The following is a 24,596-nucleotide window of genomic DNA, read 5'->3' on the forward strand; positions in this document are numbered from 1 at the left end:
CTTGCACCGTTAGGTGCTACCTGTTATTTGGCGGATATAGTGGAGAACAGATCCCGCCGTATGGCAATGCAATGCGCCCTTTCCCGGGCTATTGTGTGGATACCAAAAAAGTGCAGCTTGCACCGTTAGGTGCTACCTGTTTGTAGAAAAATATGCCATAAACCTTTGCCTCGTAGAGGCTACCTTTTAAAAAGGTTATTTACTTTGTCGATTTAGGGTAGCACCTACGGCGCACGTTCTCCTTTGTTAATTATTTTCTACAAACAGGTAGCACCTAACGGTGCATATACACGGCGCACGTCCGTCTTTTTTTATTTATTTCTACAAAGAGGTAACTCTTGACGGAGTATATATACTTGTGTATACACGGTTCAAACTTGGCAAGAGAACAAAAATGCACTCAAATAGCCTAAACTTTAGCATTCCTCGCAGTTGATCCCCTAATGATCAATTCTGGTTTTATACTGATGATCTTTGGTTTAGCTGTGGTATCGGTATTGCCCTTTTCCTGGAAGTACAGGTTGGCAACGGTATTGCCCATATAAACGCTAAACTGATCTATGGTGGTAATGGACGGACTGGTGATCTCAGAAAAACTTTCATTGGCATAGCCGCAAACACCCAATTCAGCTGGTACTTTAATTTTCATATCATTAGCTACTTCCAACACACCCAGGGCCGAGAAATCAGATGTGGAGGCAAATATGGCATCAGGAGGCTGTGGGAGTGTCAATAGTTTGCGGGTTCCCTCGGCACCAAGTTCTTTTGTCCAGGCGTTTTCAACTATCAGCTCATCAATAACGGGGATATTATAATCTTTTAAGGCCCGTAAATAACCCACCTTACGTTGTTTAAAAATGCTCAGGTTTTGTGGGCCTTCCAGCAGCGCTATACGTTTATAGCCACTTTCAATCAGGTGTGATACAGCTTCGTACGATGCCTGCTCATTATCGTTGATGACCTTAAGCGTTTCCAGTTCTTCGGCCACACGGTCAAACTGGATAAGCTGGATACCGTGGTCTATTACATTTTGAAGGTGCTGGTAATCATTTCCATCGGCCGATACGGATATCACAATACAATCCACATCCTGGTTTATTAAAGTGTTTACGCATTGGATCTCCTTATCATGCAACTCGCCGGATTGGCAGATAATTAAGTTATAACCCTTTTGATAAGTAGCTTCTTCAATACCTGCTATCACATTCGCGAAAAAATTCTGATTAATTCGTGGTACCACTACACCAATGGTTTTGGAATGTCCTTTACGCAGGTTGGAGGCCAGTATATTGCGCTTGTAGTTTAACTCATCGGCAGTTTTGATGATGAGCTCTTTGGTTTTTTCGTTCACCTGGTTGCTGTTGTTCAGCGCTCTTGATACCGAAGAAGCAGTTATGCCCAGCTTGGCGGCAATGTCATAAATGGTGGTGCGTTTTACTTTTTTCATTATAAAGTGCAAGTTGGAAAAAAAAATTTACGCAATCGATTGCAATTTCAAATATTTCTTTAATTTCGTGGCGTTAAGTTACCAAAAAATAAACCTGTTTTAATGTTCATGTTAATAACCCAGAAAAAGCTATGTTGTTATTAGGGATCGATATAGGTACCTCGTCTGTTAAAGTTAGCGTTGTTGATGCTGCTACGCAACAAACTGTTGCCTCGGCACAATACCCGGATGAGGAATCGCCAATAAAAGCTGTACACCCCGGTTGGGCCGAGCAATCGCCGCTTATGTGGTGGGAGCAAGCTCAAAAAGCTTTGGAAATATGCCATGCTAAAAATACTTACCATTCGCAGGATATCGCCGCCATAGGTATTGCTTACCAAATGCACGGTTTGGTTTTGGTTGATAAAGACCAGAACGTTTTGCGCGATAGTATTATTTGGTGCGATAGCCGCGCCGTAGAAATTGGCGATAAAGCGTTTGCATCCATTGGCGAAGAAAAATGTTTGTCGCACCTGTTAAATTCTCCCGGGAACTTTACAGCCTCTAAACTGGCCTGGGTAAAGGAAAACGAGCCCGCTATTTATGAAAAAATAGATAAGATCATGCTGCCTGGTGATTATATAGCCATGAAACTAACCGGCGAGATCACTACGTCTGTTTCGGCATTGTCCGAAGGGGTTTTCTTTGATTTTGTAACCAACAGCATATCTAAAGATGTTATCAATTACTTTGGCTTTGATGAAAGTTTGTTCCCGGTAATAAACCCGGTATTTTCATCACACGGAACCTTACTTGCTTCGGTTGCCGAAAGCCTGAAATTAAAAGCGGGCATCCCGGTAACTTACAAATCGGGCGATCAACCCAATAATGCCCTTTCCTTAAACGTACTGAACCCCGGTGAAGTAGCAGCTACTGCTGGCACATCGGGAGTGATATATGGGGTGAGTGATCAATTGGCTTATGATCAGCAGTCGCGCATCAATACTTTTGCGCACGTAAATTACGCCGAAGAAGAAAAACGTTTGGGTGTATTATTATGTATCAATGGTACCGGCAGCCTATACCGTTGGGCAAAATATAATTTCGGTGCGGGCTTAAGCTATACCCAGTTAAACAACGAAGCTAAAAAAGCACCCTTAGGCAGCGATGGCTTGCGTGTGCTGCCTTTTGGTAATGGAGCCGAGCGAATGCTAAACAACAAGCAGGTGGGTGCCCATTTTCAAAATATCGACCTTAACCTGCATACCCAGGCTCATATTTTTAGGGCGGTACAGGAAGGCATTGCTTGCGCATTCCGTTATGGGTTTGATATTATGCGCAGTAACGGCATGAATCCTACAGTTATCCGTGCGGGTAAAAGCAATTTGTTTTTAAGCGAACTATTTACCGAAACTTTTGTAAACGCCACAGGTGTACCCGTTGAGTTATATAATAACGATGGCAGCGTAGGTGCGGCATTAGGCGCGGGAATAGGAGCAGGCATTTTTAAATCGCCGGCAGAGGCTTTCAGTAATACAAAAGCCATACAGTTAATAGAGCCCCATGCAACCCAGCAGTTTGAACCGGTTTACCAGGAATGGAAAGAACTTTTGGACGTTAGGTTAAAGGCGGTGAGAGGTTAAAGGGGCAAAGGCGAAAGGCAAAAGGTCAAAGGTTAGAGGTGAAAGGTCAAAGGCAAAAGGTTAGAGGCGAAAGGTCAAAGGCAAAAGGTTAGAGGTCAAAGGCAAAAGGTTAGAGGTCAAAGGCAAAAGGTTAGAGGTGAAAGGTCAAAGGCAAAAGATTAAAAAAGGGAAATTCTATAATTCATTAAATCAGTAAATCAATAATTAAAAATATGAGTATTATCACCGGAGAAAAGGAATTCTTTAAAGGAATAGGCGAGGTTAAATTTGAAGGCCTCGAATCAGACAATCCATTAGCGTTTCGTTGGTACGATGCTAACAGGGTAGTAGCAGGCAAAACTATGGCCGAGCATTTACGCTTTGCATGTTCTTACTGGCATTCATTTAACGGTAATGGTGCCGATCCGTTTGGCGGCCCCACCCACATTTTTGCATGGGACGAAAAAGCCGATGCTGTTGAACGTGCCAAAGACAAAATGGACGCGGCATTTGAGTTCATTACCAAAATGAACATGCCTTATTACTGTTTCCATGATGTGGATGTTGTTGATTATACCAATGATGTTAACGAAAACGACAGGCGTTTACAGGCATTGGTTGAATACGCTAAACAAAAACAAGCCGAAAGTGGCGTAAAATTGCTTTGGGGAACGTCAAATCTGTTCAGTCACCGCAGGTATATGAACGGTGCTGCTACCAATCCCGATTTTCATGTACTGGCCCATGCAGGTGCCCAGGTGAAAGCGGCTATTGATGCTACCATTGCTTTGGGTGGCGAAAACTATGTATTCTGGGGAGGCCGTGAGGGTTACATGAGCCTGCTGAATACCGATATGAAACGCGAGCAGGAGCATTTAGCAAAATTTTTACATACAGCTAAAGATTATGCCCGCAAACAAGGCTTTAAAGGTAATTTCTTCATCGAGCCAAAACCTTGCGAACCTACCAAGCACCAGTATGATTATGATGCAGCTACTGTATTTGGCTTTTTGCAGAAGTACGACCTGTTGAACGACTTTAAACTTAACCTGGAAGTGAACCACGCTACTTTAGCTGGCCATACTTTCCAGCATGAGTTGCAGGTTGCAGCCGATTCTGGTTTATTAGGTTCGATAGATGCCAACAGAGGCGATACGCAGAACGGCTGGGATACAGATCAGTTCCCGAATGATATAAATGAGATCACCGAATCGATGATGATCATATTGGAGGCAGGCGGCTTACAGGGTGGTGGTATTAATTTTGATGCCAAAATCCGTCGTAACTCAACCGATCCGGCCGACTTGTTCTACGCTCACGTTGGTGGTATGGATATTTTTGCCCGTGCTTTAGTTATTGCTGATAGCATCCTGCAGAAATCAGATTACAAAAAGATCCGTACTGACAGATATGCATCATTTGATGCCGGTTCTGGAAAAGATTTTGAAGAAGGTAAGCTTTCATTAGAAGATTTGCGTACCTATGCAATTACCAATGGCGAACCTAAAACGCTAAGTGGTAAACAAGAATATTTAGAAAATTTGATAAATCGCTATATATAGCTTATAATTGTCAATCTAACATTATTAAAACCAATTTAACCAACCAATGAACCTGAAAACCCTCTCAATCGGCGATTATGCTGTATTTTTAATCTACTTTGTTATAGTTTCCAGCTATGGCTGGTGGGTATACAAGCGTAAGCATAACGCAGACGCGACCTCCAAAGACTACTTTTTGGCCGAAGGGTCGCTTACGTGGTGGGCAATCGGTGCTTCATTGATCGCATCCAATATATCTGCAGAACAGTTTATTGGTACCAGCGGATCGGCATTTAAGATGGGCTTAGCCATATCAACTTACGAGTGGATGGCGGCCATTACATTGATCATTGTGGCTGTATTTTTTATCCCGGTGTATCTTAAAAACAAGATCTTCACCATGCCGCAATTTTTGCACCAGCGCTATAATGGCACGGTAGCTATGATCATGGCCATCTTTTGGCTGTTGTTGTACATTGTGGTTAATTTAATGTCAATCCTTTACCTTGGCGCATTGGCTATCAGCGGTATATCAGGATTGGATATTCACTTGTGTATCTGGTTATTGGCTGCATTCTCTGTTTTTATAACCCTGGGTGGGATGAAGGTAATCGGTTATACCGATGTTATACAGGTTGCTGTGCTTATATTAGGTGGTTTAATGGCGACTTACCTTGCATTAACGCTATTAAGTGAAAAAGAAGGCACTACAGGCTTATTGAATGGTTTCAAAATCCTGCATACCGAAGCTAAAGATCACTTCCACATGATATTCAAGAAAGATAATCCAAACTATATGGATCTTCCGGGTTTATCGGTACTAATAGGTGGTATGTGGATCACAAACCTTAACTACTGGGGTTGTAACCAGTACATTACGCAAAGGGCTTTGGGTGCAAACCTTAAAACTGCCCGTGGTGGTATCCTGTTCGCGGCTTTCCTTAAATTGCTGATGCCGGTTATTGTAGTACTTCCGGGTATTGCTGCATACTTGCTTTATCAAAAAGGTATGTTCCACCAGGAAATGATGAGTTCATCGGGTGTTATGGATCCTAATAAGGCCTATCCATCGTTATTGAACTTGTTGCCAACCGGGTTGAAAGGACTTTCATTTGCTGCTTTAACAGCTGCAATTGTAGCTTCACTGGCAGGTAAGGCAAATAGTATCGCTACTATTTTTACACTGGATATCTACAAAAAAGCCATTAACCCAGGTGCTACTGATAAAAAATTGGTGAATTTAGGTAAATGGTCTGTTGTGGTAGCTATGGTATTGGGTATCATTTTATCCGAGCTTATTGGCAAGGCATTAATGGGCGAGGGTAAGCAAGGTTTTCAATATATACAGGAATATACAGGTTTTGTATCTCCAGGTATATTTGCCATGTTCATCCTTGGTTTCTTCTGGAAAAAAGCAACTTCAAACGCGGCCATGTTTGCTACCATCGGTGGTTTCATCATGTCGTGCTTCTTTAAATTGTTACCTCGCTTTGCCGATCTAAGCTTCCTGTCGCCATATGGTTTCTCGAAACTGGCTTTACAGGATGATAAGGTAACCCAGCTTTATGAGATACCTTTCCTTGATCGTATGGGCTTTGTATTCATCATTTGCGTTGTTGGTATGTATATAATATCAAAAATTGACCAGGCAAGAGGTATTACCACTAACGGATTGGAAATTGATGCATCTATGTTTAAAACCTCAAAAGGATTTTTGGCTGGCGCGTTAATTATAACAGGAATAGTTGTAGCGCTTTATTCTGTTTTCTGGTAGCAGATAGGATTGTTTAAATATTAAAAGAGCGGCGGGTTAATTTCCTGCCGCTCTTTTTTTATGAATGAAAATTTCTCTGATGCTCGTTATGATATGTGCCGCCAGTTTATCACCGCTGCTACTTTCGCATTTCACGCAATCGTTATCGTAGATTGTTTCAAATAAGGCTTCCATCCTAAAATAATGATGTGTAATTTGCCCCTTACAAACTACAATACCATTAACCTATAGTGAATAATTTAGAACAAACATTTAGATGGTTTGGCCCAGCCGATCCGGTTACACTTACAGCAATCTCCCAATGCGGAGCTACAGGCATCGTTACTGCACTTTATCATATTCCGGTAGGTGAGGTGTGGGAATTGGATGAAATCATCCAACGCAAAAAATTGATTGAAGAGGCCGGACTGCGCTGGTCGGTTGTGGAGAGTGTAAACATCCATGAGAGCATTAAAACTGCCGGTGCAGACCGAGACAAGTACATTGAAAACTACATCAGTACGCTTCAAAATTTGGCAAAGGCTGGTATTGAAATCGTATGTTACAACTTTATGCCTGTTTTGGATTGGACCCGTACCGATCTTGATTACCTGCTACCTAACCAGGCAACTGCTTTAAGGTATGATGCAAAAGCACTTGCCGCCTTTGATCTGTACATATTGGAGCGCAATGGCGCCCGGGATGATTATAGCAGCGCACAGCAGCAGATTGCCAAACAGTACCTTGATAGCATTACAGCTGATGAAAAAGCACAGCTCATCAATAACCTGATGGCCGGCCTTCCGGGTACCAATAAAACATTATCCATTGCCGAATTTAAGGAGCATTTGCAACGTTATGCCAATGTTGATGCAGCGGGATTAAAGGAAAATCTCGCCTATTTTTTAAGAGGCATTATCCCGGCTGCAGAACAGGCTGGAGTTAAAATGTGTATCCATCCCGATGATCCTCCTTTCCCGATATTAGGTTTGCCGAGGGTGGTCTCTACCGAACAGGATCTGGCGGATGTTGTAAACTTTTGCCCATCACCAAGCAATGGTTTAACTTTTTGCAGCGGCTCGTTGGGAGCCCGGGCTGATAATGATTTGCCCGGTATTGTGGAAAGGTTAGGAGAACACATTCATTTTCTGCACCTGCGCAATGTACAGCGCGAGGCCGACGGTAGCTTTTATGAGGCTGAACATTTGGGAGGAAGCACTGATATGTATGCAGTAATGAAGAACATTGTTCTGGAGCAACAAAAAAGAGAAAAGGACGGTCGCCAGGATATTGCTATACCTATGCGCCCTGATCATGGGCATAAATTGCTGGATGATTTTAATTACAAAACCTACCACGGATATTCTGCCATAGGCAGGTTGAAGGGTTTGGCCGAATTACGAGGTTTGGAAATGGGTGTTAAACGGTCTTTATTTGATAAGGCATAAATTTATAGGATGAAAGGGTTTTTAGATCAGGACTTTTTGCTAAATACGAAAACGGCGCAGCGTTTATACCATGATTATGCTGCCGATTTGCCAATTATAGATTACCATAGCCATTTACCGGCCGATCAGATAGCGGCGGATATTAATTTTGAGAACATCACAAAGGTCTGGCTCAATGGCGATCATTATAAATGGCGTGCTATGCGTGCTAATGGTGTTAATGAGGCATACATAACCGGTAATAAATCAGACCAGGAGAAATTTGAACAATGGGCAGCAACCGTTCCGTATACTTTACGCAATCCACTTTTCCATTGGACACACCTGGAATTACAGCGATATTTCGATATAAACGAATTGCTTTCGCCGGCAACAGCTCTTGAAATATATACGGATTGCAACAACAAACTGCAATTGCCGCAATATAGCGTTCGTAATATCATCAGAAATAAAAATGTAGAGGTTATCTGTACAACTGATGATCCGTTGGATGATTTGTCATATCATCAACAGATTAAGGCCGATGGCTATGAGGTGCAGGTATTGCCAACTTTCAGGCCGGATAAAGCTATGAATGCCGATGATTTGGCTGTATTAAATAGCTACATTGATAAGCTGGAAGCCATAGCTAACAATCCAATGGATTCTATAGAGGCTTACTTAGCAGCTTTAAAAAGCCGTAATGATTATTTTGCCAAAAATGGTTGCCGTTTATCAGACCATGGTTTGGAACAGGTTTACGCGGAGGATTACACAGAAACAGAAATTGCCTCGATATATTTAAAAATAAGGGGCGGGCAGGAGTTATCGGCTGATGAGATCCTGAAGTTTAAATCGGCATTGCTACATCAGTTTGCCCTTTGGAATCATGAAAAAGGTTGGGTGATGCAGTTACATTTAGGCGCATTACGCAACAACAACGCACGCGGTTTAAGCGAACTCGGGCCTGATACAGGTTGGGATTCCATTGGTGATTTTTCGCAGGGTAGGGCATTATCTAAATTCCTGAACCGATTGGATACCACTAATCAATTGGCCAAAACCATATTGTATAATTTAAACCCTGCGGACAACGAGTTGATGGCTTCAATGACGGGCAACTTTAACGATGGCTCTGTTGCCGGTAAAGTGCAGTTTGGATCGGCATGGTGGTTTCTGGATCAAAAGGATGGTATGACTAAGCAGCTTAATGCGCTTTCCAATATTGGCCTTATCAGCCGGATGGTTGGTATGCTTACAGATTCGCGCAGTTTTCTGTCTTTCCCCCGGCACGAGTACTTCCGCAGGTTAGTTTGTAACCTGTTTGGTGATGATATTGAAAATGGCGAACTGCCAAATGACATCACATGGACAGGTAAGATCATCCAGGATATCTGTTACTATAACGCTAAGAATTACTTTAATTTCGATCAGTCAAAATGAGCCGGGCACTTGAAATAAAATCTCCGCAGGGCAAAATACTTTCTTTTGGTGAGCTGTTGTTAAGGATATGCCCGGATGCTGGTGGCGAATGGCTTAATGATAACCAATTACCATTTTTTATCGGCGGGGCCGAGCTGAATGTAGCTACCGCTTTAGCTTTATGGGATCTGCCATCTGCATATTTTACGGCCCTGCCCAGCAATGCGATGTCCAAACAAATAGCTGATTATCTTCAGCAAAAAAAGGTTGACGCATCTTCGGTTTTCACAACGGGTGATAGGATAGGCCTGTATTACTTAACCCGCGGCAAGGATATTAAGAACAATGCGCTGATATATGACCGGGCAGGTTCGGCATTTGCTACCCTGAAACCGGGACAGGTTGATTGGGATAAAGTTTTGGATGGTGTAAGCTGGTTTCATTTTAGCGCGATTTGCCCGGCTATTAGCCAGGATGCAGCAGATGTTTGTTTAGAAGTACTGGAAACTGCTTCTGCTAAAAACATCACCATCTCTATTGATCTCAATTACCGTTCAAAGCTATGGAAATACGGTAAGGAGCCCATTGATATTATGCCAAAATTGGCAGGATATGCCGACCTTATGATGGGCAATATCTGGGCTGCCGAAATGATGCTGGGTATACCTATCGCACCAGATATTCACGAATCGGGGCAAAAAAGCATCTACCTCAAAGAGGCCTTGCAAACATCAGAAAGTATCATGGCACAATATCCTAAATGCAAGGCTGTTGCCAATACTTTCCGCTTTGACGCAGGTAAGGGAATAGAATATTATACTGCCCTGTACACCGGAGACAAGCTATATAACTCCAACCAATACGATACTGATGAGGTAATTGACAAAGTAGGCAGCGGCGATTGTTTTATGGCAGGGTTGATATATGGGTTTTATAATAACCTGGATCCACGACAAACACTGGAATTTGCTACAGCAGCCGCATACACCAAACTATTTATTGAAGGCGACGCCACCAATAAAACAGTTGAAGAAATTATTAAAGCCATTAAATCATGAGCAAAAAAGAAATAGTACTTGATGCTATACTAACCCAGGGTACGTTGCCGCTGTTTTTTTATGAAGATGCAGATGTGAGCCTGGAAATTACCCGTACCCTATATAAAGCAGGAGTAAGGGTGTTTGAATATACCAACCGCGGCGCTGCCGCTTTGGCTAATTTCAAGGTTTTGAAAAAAGCGCAGCAGGATGAAATGCCCGATCTGTTTTTGGGTATAGGTACTATAAAAACCGGTGCAGAAGCTGCCGCGTTTATCAGCGCAGGAGCCGATTTTATTGTATCGCCAATTGTTAATCCCGAGGTGGAGAAAATAGCCAGCCAGCATAAGTTGTTGTGGATACCGGGCTGTATGACACCTACCGAGATCCATACCGCGCAGCAACATGGGGCGGCGCTGATCAAGATCTTTCCGGCCAATATTTTGGGGCCGGAGTTTGTTTCTTCAATCCGGGATCTGTTTTCGGGTCAATTGTTCATACCTACAGGTGGGGTAGATTTGAATATTGATAATATCAGCACCTGGTTTAGGGCAGGGGTTTGTGCTGTGGGCATGGGCAGTAAGCTAATTAGTAAAAATGTACTTGAAAATCGTTTGTATAACCAATTGTATAACGATACTATAAAGTTGCTGGAGATGGTACAAACCTGCAAATAACCAATTTAAACCAATTATAATGAGAGAAACCAAAGTTGGAAACTACAGATGGGTTGTAGTTTCACTTTTATTTTTTGCTACAACAATAAATTACCTCGATAGGCAGGTGATAGGCCTATTGAAGCCTGTACTTGAAATTCAGTTTAAATGGACAGAAACCGATTACGGTTATATCGTAATGGCATTTTCTACCGCATATGCTTTAGGGTTGTTACTTTTTGGTGGTTTTATTGATAAAATAGGTACCAAATTAGGTTACACGATATCATTGATTGTATGGAGCATTTCTGCCATGCTTCACGCCATTGTTACAAGTACATTAGGTTTTGGGGTGGTTAGGGCCGCCTTGGGCTTAGGCGAATCGGGTAATTTTCCGGCTGCAATTAAAGTAGTAGCAGAGTGGTTTCCAAAAAGGGAGCGGGCATTTGCAACGGGCATATTTAACTCAGGGGCTAATATTGGGGCAGTAGTTGCACCTATAATGGTGCCATGGATATTGGGTGTTTATGGGTGGCAGATGGCATTTTTAATAACCGGCGCTATTGGTTTTGTGTGGCTTATATTTTGGTGGATTTTTTATGAGATTCCGGCAAAGCATAAAAAGGTAACTCCGGAAGAGGTTGCATATATTAACAGTGATGCTGATGAAGCTTTATTAGCAGAAAATGAAAGCAAGATAAAATGGATACAGCTTTTTGGTATCAGACAAACCTGGACTTTTGTGATAGGTAAATTTTTAACTGATCCTATATGGTGGTTTTTCCTGTTTTGGTTGCCCTCGTATTTTTCAAGCACTTTTAATCTCGACCTTAAAAAACCAAGTCTTCCTTTAATCCTGGTTTATACTGCTACGTCAATAGGTAGTATTGGTGGTGGTTATTTATCATCGTATCTTATAAAAAAGGGATGGCCTGTATTTAAAGCGCGCAAAACGGCCATGTTTATATTTGCATTGTGTGTTGTGCCTATTATATCGGCCATGTACGCCACTAATGTATGGCAGGCCGTGGCTTTAATAAGTTTAGCTGCAGCGGCTCACCAGGCCTGGAGTGCTAATATTTTTACCACTGCATCAGATATGTTCCCTAAAAGGGCACTTAGTTCTGTAATAGGTATTGGTGGTATGGCGGGTTCGGTAGGTGGTATACTGTTCCCGTTTTTGGTTGGGCATATATTAGAATTTTATAAAGAGAGCGGGCACCTGGTAACGGGCTATAATATCATTTTCCTGATATGCGGTTGTGCTTACTTGCTGGCATGGTTTATCATGCATTTGCTTTCGCCTAAAATGAAACCTGTTAATTTATAATGGGGTTTAATTGCAATAATTCATTTGCTCGGGAGAGTTTAGCTCCCGAGCGAACGAATCAATTTATACCGGTTTATTTTAATGAACTTACCTGTTCTGCCAGTTCATCTATCCAGCTGGATAAGTAAGGCTCGGTACCTGTTAGCCTGATCCATTCGCCATCGTTATCTTTAGCTATAATCAGGTGTAATGTTCCGTCAATAGATTTAAATTCATATGCTTTTGTAAAGTTGCCATATGTAATAGATTGTAAGATGCCATCAATTTCACTATCGGTGCCACTTAATGTAGCTTCAATTTGCTGTTCCATAGTTTATAATTTTAAAGGTAACACATGGCAATGCTTTGTGTTTGCCCCTCTTTTGGATTGAAAAGATTTACAGTTAATTCCTGGTAATCAATTAAAACAAAAGCCTAAAATTCCTTTACCTTTGCTTCTGTGGAAAACTTACAGCCCGATCCTAAAGTACTGATAGATATTGTACAAACCCCTATGCCTTACGGTAAATATAAAGGCACTATTATAGCTGATATACCTATAAGTTACCTGGAATGGATGGCCGGCAAGGGTTTTACTAAAGATAAACTGGGGATGATGTTGTCAACTGTTTTCGAGATCAAAACAAACGGCCTGGGGGATATACTGTTTATGGTCAGAAAATCGCTTCAAAAAGGGTCAGGTATCAGCCCTAAACTCAAGTAGTCCAAGATTACCTTACGGTGACCATCCGGCTGTAAGGCTTGTTGCGTATATACGTCTAAGTAATTAAAAATATAATAATCATGAACAAGTTAATATTATATATCGCAGGTGTATTTTTATTTGTTGGCTGTGCAAACGGTCAACCAAAACAAGGTGGCAACGCAATGGCAACTCTCCCTAAACCGAAAACCGGCGAAGCCCTTGCTACTTTTGGTGGTGGCTGTTTTTGGAGCATGGGCGAGGCTATGTCTGAACTGAAAGGCGTTAACAAAGTGGTATCCGGATATGCAGGTGGTAACACCAAAAATCCAACTTATGAGGAAGTTAGCACGGCCACTACTAACCATGCCGAAACGGTGCAGATCTACTATGATCCAAAAGTAATCAGTTATGCTAAGCTGGCTGAGGCATTTTTCTTTGCCCATGATCCTACCACATTAAATCGCCAGGGACCTGATGAGGGTACCGATTACCGTTCAATTGCATTTTATAGGACACCTGAAGAAAAAAATATTTTGGAGGCCACCATTAAAAAAGTGAATGAGTCAAAGCATTACATCAACCCTGTAGTTACACAGGTTGTACCCTTCACTGTATTTTATGCTGCTGAAAATTATCACCAGGGATATTATAAAACCCATTTGGATCAGCCATACATCGCATCGGTTTCTACACCTAAAGTAATGAAATTCAGGAAAGCAATGGCTGCCGATTTAAAGCCGGAGTTTAAGAAATAACGATTTGGCGCTAATGAAAAAGCCGTTTCATTGATTTGAGACGGCTTTCTTGTGTTTTAAGCATAGCGGATGCTCAATTTGTGAATAACAGCAGGTAAATATGGGTGCCGCAAAATAACGTCGGGCTTTTGTGTAAACCCAAAAATTGAATTACAATTTATTAAACCACCCCTTTTTCCAAAATACAACAACCTGTACAATCGCTATTAAAAACATAAAGACAATAGCATATATGTAGCCATGATGCCAGTAAAGTTCGGGCATATTATCTGGTAAAACGTGGCCTTTGTCATCTTGCCTCGAAAAGTTCATCCCGTAAATACCCGCAATAAAGGTGAGCGGAATAAATATAACCGAGATGATAGTTAGTACCTTCATGATCTCATTCATCCGGTTACTCACCATGGATAGGTAAAGATCAATAATACTGGAAGTTACCTCCTTATAGTTTTCAATCAGGTCCATCGCCTGGATACAGTGGTCATAAGCATCGCGCAAAAAAAGTTTTACTTCGGGGGGGATCAGCACACTTTCCGAGCGGATCATATCATTGATCTTATCACGCTCGGGCCAGCTTGCACGGCGGATAATGATCAGGGTACGTTTAATTTGCTGAGAATTGAACATGATGCTTTTATCGGCATCGTTATAAACCTTATCTTCTATGCTATCCAGTTTGTCGCCTATTTGTGCAAGTAAAATAAAGTAAGTATCAATGATGGTATCAGTAAGCGCATAGCACATGTAGCTTGGTCCTGCAGTACGTATGGCTCCTTTACCTGCTTTTAGGCGGGCTTTAACTGCTTCAAAATACTCTTTGTGGTCTTCTTCAAAGCTAATAATGAGGTTATCCTTTACAATAGATGAAAACTGGTGATTTACCAGCTCGTCCTCACTGTTAAAATGTACAATGCGGCTGGTGCTAAACACGTAATCTTCGTACTCATCAAACTTTGGGCGCTGGTGAATGTTGGCAATATCTTCCAGCACTAAAGGGTTTATATTAAGATGAACACCTATCTGCTCTATCAGTTGGGCGTCTCCGAGGCCATTGATCTTTATCCAGTGTGTATGGTTATCACACTTTTTTAACTGGGAGAGGATTACTTTAATGTCTTTACCCTCAGATGTGATCAGCTCATCTTTATTATAACTAAAAACAGCTATATGAGGTGTAAGGGCACCTTCCGGTACTACAATCAGGCCCGGACTATCGCCTACATTACCGCTGCGCCTGCGGGCGTTATAGCGTACTCTTTTAATACGATTATCCATTTATAAATAATTTAAGCTTTGTGGCCCCTGGTTAAAAAGCAGATCAACAATACTCAGATTTTTCAGGAACCCTTTTCTGTCCTCAAAAACCTGGAAGTAAGGTTTTTGTTCCCACTCTGCATCTTTTTTAGGGTGGATTGATGCCCTGAAGTCTGGAAGGGATGGATACGCCGCATGGTATTCGTCGGTATATTTTATTTCCGTTTTTATCTTTATAAATTTAAGCAGCAGTTGCAAAAGCTGTTCATTGTAGTCAAATAAATAAGGGATCTGCTTTTTTTTATCATAAAACACGGCCAGGTCATCTTCATAATATTCAAAATAAGCCGACCGGCGATAACAGGCACCAAGGCTTTGCCAATGAAGGCGTTGCCAGTCAAAATCATAACTTATTTTAACGTCTTTAACTTTTGTGTGTTTTTTTGAACCTTTTACAACCGGCACCACCAATGTAAGGATACCCTCGGGCGAGTAAATATTGGCACGGTTACGGTAAGTTTGTTTAGGGAAATGTTCTTCTCTTTCTATCAGTATATCAGGCTTGTAAGTATTTAATTGTACAAAATACTCAACCGGCGGAAGATAAAACATTGGCAATACAGCACCTTTTTCAATCATATATTTTATGTTTGTGTTCAAAATTGGTTAAAATAATGGTAAAAAAAGGGCTTTTAAGATTAGGTATAGTATTTTTATACCTGATATCGTTATTGCCCTTTTGGTTTTTGTATCTCATATCTGATGTTTTGTTTGTAGTTATATTCTACATCGTACATTATCGCCGTAATGTTGTACAACAAAATCTGGCCAATGCTTTTCCAGAAAAGTCAGCAAAAGAACGCCAGGATATCGAGCGTAAATACTATCGCTACCTTGCTGATTTGATTGTTGAAACGGTTAAAATGATCACTGTATCTGAAAAACAAATCCAGAAGAGAGTAATAGCCACAAACGCCGAACTGGTGCATGAGTACTTTGCCAAAGGTAAAAGTATTATTGCAGTAGCCGGCCATTATTGCAATTGGGAAATGGCGGCGCTTAATTTTAATTTTGTTACCGATAAAAGGTTTATGATAGTTTATAAACCATTGTCGAATGCAATTTTTGATAAGTTTTTTATCCAGATCCGTTCGCGTTTTGGGGGGCAGCCGGTAGCTATGAAGCAAACGTTGCGTAAAATGGTAGAGTATAGGAAAGAGTTAACGGTAAGCGTGCTGGTTGGCGATCAAACGCCCGTAATGCACGAGGTTACTTATTTTGCCAAATTTTTAAACCAACCTACAGCAGTGTTTTTAGGTATCGAAAAAATAGCTAAAACAATTGATGCCGCTGTTGTTTTTTATGACATGAAACGCGTTAAACGCGGTTATTATACTTACACATTAGTTCCATTGACTGAAAATCCCAAACAAACTGCCGAGCATGAGATTACAGATATGCATGTGCAATACCTGGATGGTATGATCAGGAAGGAGCCACAATATTGGCTATGGTCGCACCGAAGGTGGAAATTCAGGCCGGAGGATTTACATAGATGATTAATAAACCAAAGGTTGCCGTAGTAATTTTAAACTGGAACGGTACTAAATACCTTAAGCAATTTCTTCCCTCAGTTATGGCATCCACCTGGCCAGGGCTTGAAGTTGTGATGGGCGATAATGCCTCTACGGATGATTCTGTAGCTTTCGTGAGCGAGAATTACCCAACTGTCAGCATTATTCAAAACGACAAAAATTACGGATTTACCGGTGGCTATAACAGAATTTTGGCCCAGGTTGATGCTGATTATTATATCCTGCTAAACTCAGATGTGGAAGTAGTACCCGGCTGGATAGAGCCTGTGATCAGCCTGATGGAAAGCGATGAGCTAATTGCCGCGGCAGCGCCAAAATTATTAGCTTATGCGCAGAAAGATACCTTTGAACATGCGGGTGCTGCGGGTGGTTTTATAGATGCCTACGGATACCCGTTTTGCAGGGGAAGGCTATTTAACGAAGTTGAAAAGGATCATGGGCAATATGAACTGTCGGGCGAGGTGTTTTGGGCATCGGGCGCTTCTTTGTTCATCAAAAAGAAATATTGGGATTTGGCAGGTGGCTTTGATGAACGCTTTTTTGCTCATATGGAAGAAATTGACCTATGCTGGCGCCTTAAAAATATGGGCTACAAAGTGATGTACTGTGCGCAATCAACGGTATATCACGTTGGGGGAGGCACATTAGATGCAGAAAACCCTTTTAAAACCTACCTTAATTTCAGGAATAATTTACTGTTGCTTAGCAATAACCTATCGTTTTGGAGAGCCTTTTGGGTGATTAGCCTGCGCATATGGATGGATCTGCTGGCTTTACTGCGATTTTTAGCAGAAGGCAAGCGCAGAGACGCCTGGGCGGTAAGCAGGGCACACCAGAGCTTTTTCGCAGGGTTATTTAAATCAAAAACCAAAAGTGAAAAGTCAAAAATTACTTTAGGCGATTCACCACTCACCGCTAACTTAAAAGGTACCTTCAGAGGTAGTATTGTATGGCAGTTTTTTGTTAAAAAGAAAATCAAGTTTACCGATCTTCCACAGGGCGACCTGGTTTAGTTTTGACAGTTTCGAATCTTTTAATTTTCAATCTGCATTTACCGTATTTTTCCTTCAATCCGAATAAAAAATACTATCCAATTAAATTTTCAATAGCCAGTCTATATGAATCCATGCCAAAACCTGCAATAACACCTTTGCAGCTTGCCGCGAGCATGGAGTGATGTCTGAATTCTTCTCGCTTGTAAACGTTTGAAATATGTACCTCGATAACGGGTGTATTGATGGCCGCGATAGCATCGGCAATTGCAATAGATGTGTGGGTGTAGGCACCGGCATTTATTACAATCCCATCGTATTCAAAACCAATTTCGTGGAGTTTGTTTATAATTTCGCCTTCAACATTACTTTGGTAATAATTAATGGTGATGTTTGCATAACGGGCACGCAGTTCCTCAAGATAACTTTCAAAGTTGGTGTTACCGTAGATGGATTTTTCGCGTACGCCAAGCAGGTTTAAATTGGGGCCGTTAATAATTTGTATCTTCATTGGTTCAAACTTAACTATAAAACATTAAAAGTAAAATCAATTGGATTGGCATTCGGCAATTAAAGGTTTCCAGGCGTATTTGAAATTAGAGAAATCGCTGGCAGATAATTCCGTTGAAGCTTATAGCCGGGATATAGAAAAGTTATACCAGTTTTCTGAAATACAGGTAGTTAAACTAAAGCCGGAAAGCGTTACACTTGGCGATCTGCGCCAGTTTATAAACTGGGTTAATGAGCTGGGCATGATCCCGTCTTCGCAAGCCAGGATATTATCGGGCATCAAAGCTTTTTATAAATATATGCTGATGGAGGATATTATAAAAAATGATCCATCGGAATTATTGGAATCGCCCAAAATTCAGCGTAAACTGCCTGATACGCTGAGTTACCAGGATATTAATAAGCTAATTGCAGCTATTGATCTTTCAAAGCCCGAAGGTCCCCGCAACAAAGCCATACTGGAGACTTTATATGGTAGCGGATTGCGGGTATCTGAACTTACAGAGCTTAAACTATCAAACCTGTATCTTGATATTGAATTTATAAAAGTTACAGGTAAAGGAAATAAAGAACGCTTAGTACCCATTGGAGCAGAAGCCATTAAGGCCCTCCAAATATATACCGGGAGTTTGCGTGTCCATATCCCCATCAAAAAAGGTGAGGAAGACATTGTTTTTTTAAACCGACGGGGAGCAAGGCTAAGTCGCCAGATGATATTTTTGATGATCCAAAGCCTGGCGCAAACGGTGGGATTGAAAAAAACGATCAGTCCGCACACTTTCCGCCATTCATTTGCCACCCATTTGGTTGAAGGCGGCGCCGACCTGCGCGCCGTGCAGGAAATGCTGGGCCATGAAAGTATCACCACTACCGAAATCTATACCCATTTGGATAGGGAGTATTTAAAGAGTACAATTAGCCAGTTTCATCCGCGGTCATAAGTTGGCGGTGAGCAGTTTGCGGTGGGCAGATAGCAGTTGGCAGTTTGCAGTTGAAAGATAGCATTGTGCTTGTAACAGTTGGCGCCTACCGCTTAAAACTGGCTACAATTATTAACTGCAAATTGCCCACTGTAAACTACACACTGCCCACCGCCAACTGCTATATGTCAACTGTCAACCGCGAGCTAATCATCCTGTCCCTACCGCTCATATCTTGCCTTAACTCAATTTTTTTGAATCCTTTTTGCTGTAAAAGTTTAACGGTTTCATTACCCAGATTTTCATTGATCTCGAAGAATAAATAGCCATCCGGTTTTAAATTAACTAAAGCAAAATCAGCTATAGCCCTGTAAAATATCAATGGGTCATTCTCGGGTACAAACAGCGCTGTATGCGGCTCGAAATCAGTAACGTTGTTATGCATCTGCTTTTTATCATCCTCGGTAACGTAGGGAGGGTTGCTGACGATGATGTCGGACTTTGGAATGGTGCTGTCTGGTAAAAAATTAAGGATATCCAGTTTTAGGAAATTAACTTCTGTTTCATTGAGTTCGGCATTGTCTTTGGCGGTACGTAACGCATCCTCCGATATGTCTATTGCAAAAACAACAGCGCCTGGTAAATTCTTTTTTAAGGTGACAGCGATACATCCGCTACCGGTACCTATGTCAATAATGCGTCCCGAAAAACCTTTGTTTTTCACCTTTTGCGTTTCGCTTAAAATCCATTCCACCAATTCTTCCGTTTCGGGGCGGGGGATCAGTACGCTGGGGTTTACTTTAAATGGTAATCCATAAAATTCGGTAACACCTAAAATATATTGAATAGGCTTGCCTGTTAGCAGTTCGGCTAAAATATTTTGCAGCCTTTCCAGCTGTTCGGCAGTAAGCACTTTTTCAGGAAAAGCTTTAATTGTTGCTTTTGATGTTTGTGTTATCTCGCTGATAGCCAACAAGCTGAGTGACTCAGTTTCATTGGAGCTATATATATTGTTCAGCTTTTTGTAATCTTCAAAAACTTCCTGGATAGTAATCATACAACAAAGTAACATAAAAGCTACTTTTGCAGCATGGTTCAACATGAAAAATTTATGCAGCGTTGCCTTGAACTTGCCGAATTGGGAGCAGGTCTGGTTAGTCCGAACCCGATGGTGGGGGCCGTTGTTGTTCATGATGGCAAAATAATAGGCGAGGGCTACCACCAAAAATATGGTGAAGCACATGCCGAAGTGAATGCTATTGCGCAGGTTACCAGTAAGTTTGATGACTCGGCTGAGCTATTAAAGCAATCTGTAATTTATGTTTCTTTAGAGCCATGCGCGCATTACGGTAAAACACCGCCCTGTGCCGATTTGATCATCAAGCATCAAATTCCTTTGGTAGTGGTTGGTACCCGCGATCCATTTGCGCAGGTTGATGGCAAGGGTATTGAAAAGCTTAAAGCTGCCGGTATTGAAGTGATTATCGGGGTGTTAGAGGCCGAATGCCAATGGCTTAACCGCCGTTTTTTTACCAAGGTGCAAAAGCACCGGCCGTATATTATTCTGAAATGGGCACAAACCAATGATGGTTATTTTGCGCCGGATGATGGTAGTCAGCTTTGGATAACCGGTGTGGAATCGCGCAAGCTGGTACACAAATGGCGTAGCGAAGAAGATGCCATACTGGTAGGCAAGAACACCGTTGCCATTGATAACCCACAGTTGAATGTACGCTATTGGGAGGGCCGGTCGCCCAAACGGGTAGTGATTGACAGGCGGCTGGAGTTAAATAAACAGTCAAATGTATTTGATCAATCGGTTGAAACATTCATTTTTAATGAAGTTGAGTTCAACGTAGATGGAAAAAACAGGTTCATTGCTTTGGAGGATTTTGATCGTTATGTACCGCAATATATTTTGTACCAGTTATACCTGCAGGATATTCAATCTGTAATAATTGAAGGGGGCGCGCATACGCTGCAAACATTTATTGAAGCCGGACTTTGGGATGAGGCCCGTATTTTTACCGGCAAAACTGTTTTAACAAAAGGTATAAAATCACCGCAAATAACCGGTATAATTGCGGATGAGTCTTTAATAGGAGAAGACCGCTTGCAGGTGCTCCATAATAAATAAAAATCAAGTCGGAAGAATCAAGAATTAAGAGTCAAGACGGAAGAAAACAGGTATACAGTAAATCAACTAAAAAGCCAGATTAGTTAAGATATTAGCTTAAGCAATCTGATTTTTAGTTTCTTATCTTGATTCTTGACTCTTAATTCTTGCCTCTTTCAATAAGCCAATTATATAAAATGCTATACGTTTTTTTAAGTATCTGTTGCAGTGTTATTGTGTCGGTTATGCTAAAGCTGGCCAAGCGTTATCATATCGATGTTTTCCAGGCAATCACCTGGAATTACTCCATGGCGATATTGCTTACCTGGATATTTTTTAGACCATCTTTATCAAACCTGCAGCAGGCGCCCATTTATAATTACCTGGCACTCGGGATATTATTTCCGTTACTTTTTGTAATTATGGCCTCCTCGGTGCGGAAGGCCGGTATAGTGCGTACGGATGTTGCACAACGTTTATCCTTATTCATTCCCATAATTGCAGCATTCCTTTTATTTGGCGAGGCAACAACCTCAGTTAAAATAATCGGTATTGCGTTGGCTTTCATCGCTATTATATGCTCAATCCCCTGGCAAAAAGGTGCCGGCAATAGAGCAGAGAAAGGCTCCTGGCTTTACCTGCTTATTGTGTTTTTAGGTTTCGGAGTTATTGATGTATTGTTAAAACAGATAACAAAGGTTAACAATGTACCGTTTACCACGGCTATCTTCGTCATATTTATCCTTGCGTTTGTACTGTCGTTGATAGGGTTGTTATACCAGGTTTTTACCAAAAAAATGCGTTTCTCCTGGCCTCATATCTTTATAGGCTGGGTATTGGGTATGTTTAATTTTGGTAACATACTATTTTACTTAAAAGCGCATAAAGTACTGGCAAATAATCCGTCATCAGTATTTTCAGCAATGAACATCGGTGTTATTGTTGTTGGCGCTTTGGTTGGCATGCTGGTATTTAAAGAAAAACTAAGTCTGCTTAATAAAATAGGTATTGTGATAGCCGTATTAGCTATTGTAATTATCTACTTTCCGCAAACGTTAGGATTTCTGCACATTTAATGATATACATTATGAAGGCAAATTATTGCTCTTGCTGTAAGCCTTCTGCCTTTAGTTTCTAAAATGCTTTTTGACGATACTTACCAAACTATAGAAAAACCAACTGAAAGCCTCTTTCGCGACAGGGGCAGTAAGTTCCTGGGCTTTGCATACCCTATCAGTTCAGAAAATGATATTAAAGGCATAGTTGCTAAACTAAAGGCCGAACATCCCAAAGCCAATCATCATTGCTGGGCTGTGCGCTTAAGTATCGATAGGTCGGTATTCAGGGTAAATGATGATGGAGAACCATCTGGCACGGCCGGCCGGCCAATTTTAAATACACTATTATCTAAGGATCTTACCAATATCCTGGTTGTAGTGGTGCGCTATTTTGGTGGTACTTTGTTAGGTGTTCCCGGTTTAATTAATGCTTATAAAGTTGCAACAGAGGAGGCCCTGAAGCAGGCTGTAATTATCCAGAAAACCGTGAATGACATTTATACCATCACATTTGATTACCTGCAAATGAATGATGTAATGAGGATAATTAAGGATGATAACCTGGTTGTGCTTGAGCAGCAATTTGATAATGATTCCAGCATCCAGCTTTCTATCCGTAAAACACAGGTTGAACAAACGCTGGGCAAATTGAGCAAGGTAAGCGGGATAAAATCGCGGTTTAACTTTAGTCTTTAATTGATATGTATACTGTTTCAGGAAACATGGAAAAGTGCAGATGGTAGAAGTACGTCAAGTAATGTCTTAGATGATTTTGAATTTAACTTTGTAAGTTTTTGATAGTTAGTTCATTGCGAGTTAAAAGTTAAAAATCAAAAAAAAACCACTAATTCCTCCCCATTTGTAAATGGAACACACACCAATACCTATTTGGCACCTATGTTCATGTTGTTACTAATTGGTTAGTGTCGTGTTTATTTTAACGCTCAATTAATACCTTTTTAATTCCTGTTTTGTGGCTTAAATGTTTATTTTAGTCGCATATGCAATCTTTTGAATTAGATAAAACCGATCTCCTCCGCATTAAAACCGCCCTTGAAGGCGATGATGCTGATTTAGAGGCTGTTTTGCAAGATTATCACGCTTCGGAGATTGCCTTGCTGTTTGAGCAACTTCCGCAGGAAGCAAAAGAACGCATTATCAATATCCTGCCAACCGACGTAGCCTCAGAAGTAATTTCGGAAATGGATGAGGAGCATCACCCCGAAGAACTACTCATTAACCTGCATCCCGAGAAAAGATCGGAGATTGTGGAGGAACTGGACTATGATGATGCCACCGATATTATTTCACAGCTTGATAAGGATCAGCAACACGAAATATTAAAGGATATTGACCAGGAAGATGCAAGCAGCATTCGCGCCTTGTTAAGTTATGACGAGGATACGGCTGGTGGTTTGATGAACTCCGATATTATTAAGGTGAACATCAACCTTGATAAAAAGGCAGCGTTGGACGAGATCATCCGTCAATCTGAAGAAATGGAAGAGTTTTACACCATTTACGTTGTCGATGATTTTGATATCCTGAAAGGAATATTATCCATAAAAGATGTAATTAAGGCTCACGCCGATGTAAAAGTAAAAGACCTGGTTAGGCGCGATCCTGTTTATGTAAAGGCTGATCTTGACCAGGAAGAAGTTGCCCGCTTAATATCCCAATATAACCTAACCACCATACCGGTTGTTGACGATAACATGAAACTGCTGGGGCGGGTTACGGTTGATGATATCATCGACGTAATGGAGCAGGAAAATACCGAGGATATTTTAAAGATCTCCGGTGTATCAGAAGATGAAGAACTGAGCGGTAACTGGAAAGATGCTGTTAAGAGCCGCTTGCCATGGCTGGTTATTAATTTAGCTACGGCCTATTTGGCGGCTTCGGTAATTCGTCATTTTGATGATACTGTATCGCAGGTAAAGGGTATTGCAGCTTATATGACTATTATTGCAGGTATGGGTGGCAATGCTGCCACACAGGCCCTCGCGGTAACCGTGAGGCGTATTTCATTAAGCAACCTTACAGATAGCCAGGCATATAATACTGTTATAAAAGAGTTTTTAGTAGGCATGCTCAACGGCGCGGCTAACGGACTTGTAGTTTTTTGCATTGCTTTGTTTTATGATGCTAACCCCATGCTGGGCCTGGTTTTGTTTTTAGCGATGACAGGGAACTTAATTATTGCAGGCATTACCGGCGCATCAATTCCGCTTGTGTTAAAAAGAGTAGGGATTGACCCAGCAGTTGCATCATCTATCATTATAACTACTTTTACAGATTGCGCGGGATTTTTGCTGCCGCTTTATCTTGCTACCAAGCTTTTGTTGAAGCATTGATATTTAAGAATTGATTTCGCGAAGAAACGAAGGGACGCATTGCAAATAATTTTTAATGCCCTGCATCTAAGCACCTTTGCGATAAAATAAAACAGAAATAACCAGAATAGTAAATAATCTTTGAATCTTTGCGTCTTAGT

General features: G+C 41.3%; 23 protein-coding genes. 17 read left to right on the plus strand and 6 right to left on the minus strand.

Translation table 11 applies throughout. The features are described from left to right. Positions 1 to 409: 409 nt before the first annotated feature. Positions 410 to 1,447, minus strand: coding sequence for a LacI family DNA-binding transcriptional regulator (locus tag AC1DYB_RS03345; protein ID WP_295711676.1), 1,038 nt, complete (start codon positions 1,445 to 1,447; stop codon positions 410 to 412). Positions 1,448 to 1,578: 131 nt separating this feature from the next. Here AC1DYB_RS03345 and AC1DYB_RS03350 point away from each other — a divergent pair, with 131 nt between their 5' ends. The 8 genes from AC1DYB_RS03350 (at position 1,579) to AC1DYB_RS03385 (ending at position 12,214) form a co-directional block, all read left to right on the plus strand. Further along, on the plus strand, positions 1,579 to 3,069 hold the full coding sequence (locus AC1DYB_RS03350) for a xylulokinase (RefSeq protein WP_477432426.1): 1,491 nt from the start codon (positions 1,579 to 1,581) through the stop codon (positions 3,067 to 3,069). 212 nt (positions 3,070 to 3,281) lie between these two features. Further along, positions 3,282 to 4,610: a xylose isomerase gene (gene xylA / locus AC1DYB_RS03355; protein WP_295711680.1), complete on the plus strand. Its 1,329-nt coding sequence runs from the start codon at positions 3,282 to 3,284 to the stop codon at positions 4,608 to 4,610. Between the two features lie 52 nt (positions 4,611 to 4,662). After that, positions 4,663 to 6,363 (plus strand): sodium/sugar symporter, encoded by a 1,701-nt coding sequence (locus AC1DYB_RS03360; RefSeq protein ID WP_477397023.1) that lies wholly within the window; start codon positions 4,663 to 4,665, stop codon positions 6,361 to 6,363. A 227-nt stretch (positions 6,364 to 6,590) separates the two neighbouring features. Next, complete coding sequence (gene uxuA / locus AC1DYB_RS03365) at positions 6,591 to 7,790, plus strand: mannonate dehydratase (protein WP_477432634.1); 1,200 nt, start codon at positions 6,591 to 6,593, stop codon at positions 7,788 to 7,790. Positions 7,791 to 7,799: 9 nt separating this feature from the next. After that, on the plus strand, positions 7,800 to 9,212 hold the full coding sequence (gene uxaC, locus AC1DYB_RS03370) for a glucuronate isomerase (protein ID WP_477432429.1): 1,413 nt from the start codon (positions 7,800 to 7,802) through the stop codon (positions 9,210 to 9,212). Beyond that, a complete protein-coding gene (locus AC1DYB_RS03375; protein ID WP_477432431.1) occupies positions 9,209 to 10,249 on the plus strand; it encodes a PfkB family carbohydrate kinase in 1,041 nt (346 codons plus the stop codon). The genes uxaC and AC1DYB_RS03375 overlap by 4 nt, the downstream gene beginning before the upstream one ends. Next, positions 10,246 to 10,905 carry a beta/alpha barrel domain-containing protein gene (locus AC1DYB_RS03380; protein WP_477432433.1) on the plus strand — a complete coding sequence of 220 codons (660 nt, stop codon included), beginning with the start codon at positions 10,246 to 10,248 and terminating at the stop codon, positions 10,903 to 10,905. Before AC1DYB_RS03375 ends, AC1DYB_RS03380 begins: the two co-directional genes overlap by 4 nt. Positions 10,906 to 10,924: 19 nt before the next feature. Then, entirely contained in the window at positions 10,925 to 12,214 is a 1,290-nt protein-coding gene (locus tag AC1DYB_RS03385) for an MFS transporter (RefSeq protein ID WP_477432435.1), read from the plus strand. A gap of 73 nt (positions 12,215 to 12,287) precedes the next feature. Here AC1DYB_RS03385 and AC1DYB_RS03390 read toward each other — a convergent pair whose 3' ends face one another. Next, positions 12,288 to 12,524, minus strand: coding sequence for a hypothetical protein (locus AC1DYB_RS03390; RefSeq protein ID WP_295711690.1), 237 nt, complete (start codon positions 12,522 to 12,524; stop codon positions 12,288 to 12,290). A 129-nt stretch (positions 12,525 to 12,653) separates the two neighbouring features. On the opposite strand from AC1DYB_RS03390, the gene AC1DYB_RS03395 reads away from it, so the two are divergent. Both AC1DYB_RS03395 and msrA read left to right on the plus strand, forming a co-directional pair. Then, positions 12,654 to 12,917 carry a DUF3820 family protein gene (locus tag AC1DYB_RS03395; RefSeq protein WP_295711692.1) on the plus strand — a complete coding sequence of 88 codons (264 nt, stop codon included), beginning with the start codon at positions 12,654 to 12,656 and terminating at the stop codon, positions 12,915 to 12,917. An 80-nt stretch (positions 12,918 to 12,997) separates the two neighbouring features. Beyond that, positions 12,998 to 13,654, plus strand: coding sequence for a peptide-methionine (S)-S-oxide reductase MsrA (gene msrA, locus AC1DYB_RS03400; RefSeq protein WP_477432438.1), 657 nt, complete (start codon positions 12,998 to 13,000; stop codon positions 13,652 to 13,654). Positions 13,655 to 13,804: 150 nt separating this feature from the next. Here msrA and corA read toward each other — a convergent pair whose 3' ends face one another. Together corA and AC1DYB_RS03410 are read right to left on the minus strand one after the other, a co-directional pair. Further along, positions 13,805 to 14,929: a magnesium/cobalt transporter CorA gene (corA, locus tag AC1DYB_RS03405; RefSeq protein WP_295711694.1), complete on the minus strand. Its 1,125-nt coding sequence runs from the start codon at positions 14,927 to 14,929 to the stop codon at positions 13,805 to 13,807. Beyond that, entirely contained in the window at positions 14,930 to 15,568 is a 639-nt protein-coding gene (locus tag AC1DYB_RS03410) for a WbqC family protein (RefSeq protein ID WP_477432440.1), read from the minus strand. Positions 15,569 to 15,582: 14 nt separating this feature from the next. Between AC1DYB_RS03410 and AC1DYB_RS03415 the strand changes: the two genes are divergently transcribed. Together AC1DYB_RS03415 and AC1DYB_RS03420 are read left to right on the plus strand one after the other, a co-directional pair. Beyond that, on the plus strand, positions 15,583 to 16,467 hold the full coding sequence (locus AC1DYB_RS03415) for a lysophospholipid acyltransferase family protein (protein ID WP_477391591.1): 885 nt from the start codon (positions 15,583 to 15,585) through the stop codon (positions 16,465 to 16,467). Further along, positions 16,464 to 17,516, plus strand: coding sequence for a glycosyltransferase family 2 protein (locus tag AC1DYB_RS03420; protein WP_477432442.1), 1,053 nt, complete (start codon positions 16,464 to 16,466; stop codon positions 17,514 to 17,516). Before AC1DYB_RS03415 ends, AC1DYB_RS03420 begins: the two co-directional genes overlap by 4 nt. Before the next feature lie 73 nt (positions 17,517 to 17,589). Here AC1DYB_RS03420 and aroQ read toward each other — a convergent pair whose 3' ends face one another. After that, positions 17,590 to 18,006 carry a type II 3-dehydroquinate dehydratase gene (aroQ, locus tag AC1DYB_RS03425; RefSeq protein ID WP_295711699.1) on the minus strand — a complete coding sequence of 139 codons (417 nt, stop codon included), beginning with the start codon at positions 18,004 to 18,006 and terminating at the stop codon, positions 17,590 to 17,592. Positions 18,007 to 18,046: 40 nt separating this feature from the next. Between aroQ and xerD the strand changes: the two genes are divergently transcribed. Continuing rightward, the gene (gene xerD / locus AC1DYB_RS03430) at positions 18,047 to 18,946 is read left to right on the plus strand and encodes a site-specific tyrosine recombinase XerD (protein WP_477432445.1); all 900 of its coding nucleotides are present in this window, start codon (positions 18,047 to 18,049) and stop codon (positions 18,944 to 18,946) included. Positions 18,947 to 19,106: 160 nt separating this feature from the next. Here the strand turns inward: xerD and prmC are convergent, their stop codons facing one another. Next, positions 19,107 to 19,982 carry a peptide chain release factor N(5)-glutamine methyltransferase gene (gene prmC / locus AC1DYB_RS03435; protein WP_477432447.1) on the minus strand — a complete coding sequence of 292 codons (876 nt, stop codon included), beginning with the start codon at positions 19,980 to 19,982 and terminating at the stop codon, positions 19,107 to 19,109. A 33-nt stretch (positions 19,983 to 20,015) separates the two neighbouring features. On the opposite strand from prmC, the gene ribD reads away from it, so the two are divergent. From ribD to mgtE, 4 genes are all read left to right on the plus strand, one after another. Further along, complete coding sequence (gene ribD, locus AC1DYB_RS03440) at positions 20,016 to 21,062, plus strand: bifunctional diaminohydroxyphosphoribosylaminopyrimidine deaminase/5-amino-6-(5-phosphoribosylamino)uracil reductase RibD (RefSeq protein ID WP_477432449.1); 1,047 nt, start codon at positions 20,016 to 20,018, stop codon at positions 21,060 to 21,062. 176 nt (positions 21,063 to 21,238) lie between these two features. Then, positions 21,239 to 22,117, plus strand: a complete 879-nt coding sequence (locus AC1DYB_RS03445) for an EamA family transporter (protein ID WP_477432451.1) — start codon at positions 21,239 to 21,241, stop codon at positions 22,115 to 22,117. A 63-nt stretch (positions 22,118 to 22,180) separates the two neighbouring features. Then, complete coding sequence (locus tag AC1DYB_RS03450) at positions 22,181 to 22,795, plus strand: IMPACT family protein (RefSeq protein ID WP_477432453.1); 615 nt, start codon at positions 22,181 to 22,183, stop codon at positions 22,793 to 22,795. 305 nt (positions 22,796 to 23,100) lie between these two features. Continuing rightward, positions 23,101 to 24,456 carry a magnesium transporter gene (gene mgtE, locus AC1DYB_RS03455; protein WP_295711711.1) on the plus strand — a complete coding sequence of 452 codons (1,356 nt, stop codon included), beginning with the start codon at positions 23,101 to 23,103 and terminating at the stop codon, positions 24,454 to 24,456. Positions 24,457 to 24,596 lie beyond the last annotated feature (140 nt).

The sequence above is a fragment of the Mucilaginibacter sp. P2_A4 genome, from assembly GCF_056405015.1.

What these genes read in the sequence shown, in the direction of transcription:
- AC1DYB_RS03380 (WP_477432433.1), top strand. Translation starts at nt 10,246, where the DNA reads ATGAGCAAAAAAGAAATAGTACTTGATGCTATACTAACCCAGGGTACG.
- uxaC (WP_477432429.1), top strand. Translation starts at nt 7,800, where the DNA reads ATGAAAGGGTTTTTAGATCAGGACTTTTTGCTAAATACGAAAACGGCG.
- AC1DYB_RS03445 (WP_477432451.1), top strand. Translation starts at nt 21,239, where the DNA reads ATGCTATACGTTTTTTTAAGTATCTGTTGCAGTGTTATTGTGTCGGTT.
- AC1DYB_RS03420 (WP_477432442.1), top strand. Translation starts at nt 16,464, where the DNA reads ATGATTAATAAACCAAAGGTTGCCGTAGTAATTTTAAACTGGAACGGT.
- msrA (WP_477432438.1), top strand. Translation starts at nt 12,998, where the DNA reads ATGAACAAGTTAATATTATATATCGCAGGTGTATTTTTATTTGTTGGC.
- prmC (WP_477432447.1), bottom strand. Translation starts at nt 19,982, where the DNA reads ATGATTACTATCCAGGAAGTTTTTGAAGATTACAAAAAGCTGAACAAT.
- aroQ (WP_295711699.1), bottom strand. Translation starts at nt 18,006, where the DNA reads ATGAAGATACAAATTATTAACGGCCCCAATTTAAACCTGCTTGGCGTA.
- AC1DYB_RS03350 (WP_477432426.1), top strand. Translation starts at nt 1,579, where the DNA reads ATGTTGTTATTAGGGATCGATATAGGTACCTCGTCTGTTAAAGTTAGC.
- ribD (WP_477432449.1), top strand. Translation starts at nt 20,016, where the DNA reads ATGGTTCAACATGAAAAATTTATGCAGCGTTGCCTTGAACTTGCCGAA.
- AC1DYB_RS03345 (WP_295711676.1), bottom strand. Translation starts at nt 1,447, where the DNA reads ATGAAAAAAGTAAAACGCACCACCATTTATGACATTGCCGCCAAGCTG.
- AC1DYB_RS03375 (WP_477432431.1), top strand. Translation starts at nt 9,209, where the DNA reads ATGAGCCGGGCACTTGAAATAAAATCTCCGCAGGGCAAAATACTTTCT.
- AC1DYB_RS03385 (WP_477432435.1), top strand. Translation starts at nt 10,925, where the DNA reads ATGAGAGAAACCAAAGTTGGAAACTACAGATGGGTTGTAGTTTCACTT.
- AC1DYB_RS03415 (WP_477391591.1), top strand. Translation starts at nt 15,583, where the DNA reads ATGGTAAAAAAAGGGCTTTTAAGATTAGGTATAGTATTTTTATACCTG.
- AC1DYB_RS03390 (WP_295711690.1), bottom strand. Translation starts at nt 12,524, where the DNA reads ATGGAACAGCAAATTGAAGCTACATTAAGTGGCACCGATAGTGAAATT.
- AC1DYB_RS03450 (WP_477432453.1), top strand. Translation starts at nt 22,181, where the DNA reads ATGCTTTTTGACGATACTTACCAAACTATAGAAAAACCAACTGAAAGC.
- corA (WP_295711694.1), bottom strand. Translation starts at nt 14,929, where the DNA reads ATGGATAATCGTATTAAAAGAGTACGCTATAACGCCCGCAGGCGCAGC.
- xylA (WP_295711680.1), top strand. Translation starts at nt 3,282, where the DNA reads ATGAGTATTATCACCGGAGAAAAGGAATTCTTTAAAGGAATAGGCGAG.
- mgtE (WP_295711711.1), top strand. Translation starts at nt 23,101, where the DNA reads ATGCAATCTTTTGAATTAGATAAAACCGATCTCCTCCGCATTAAAACC.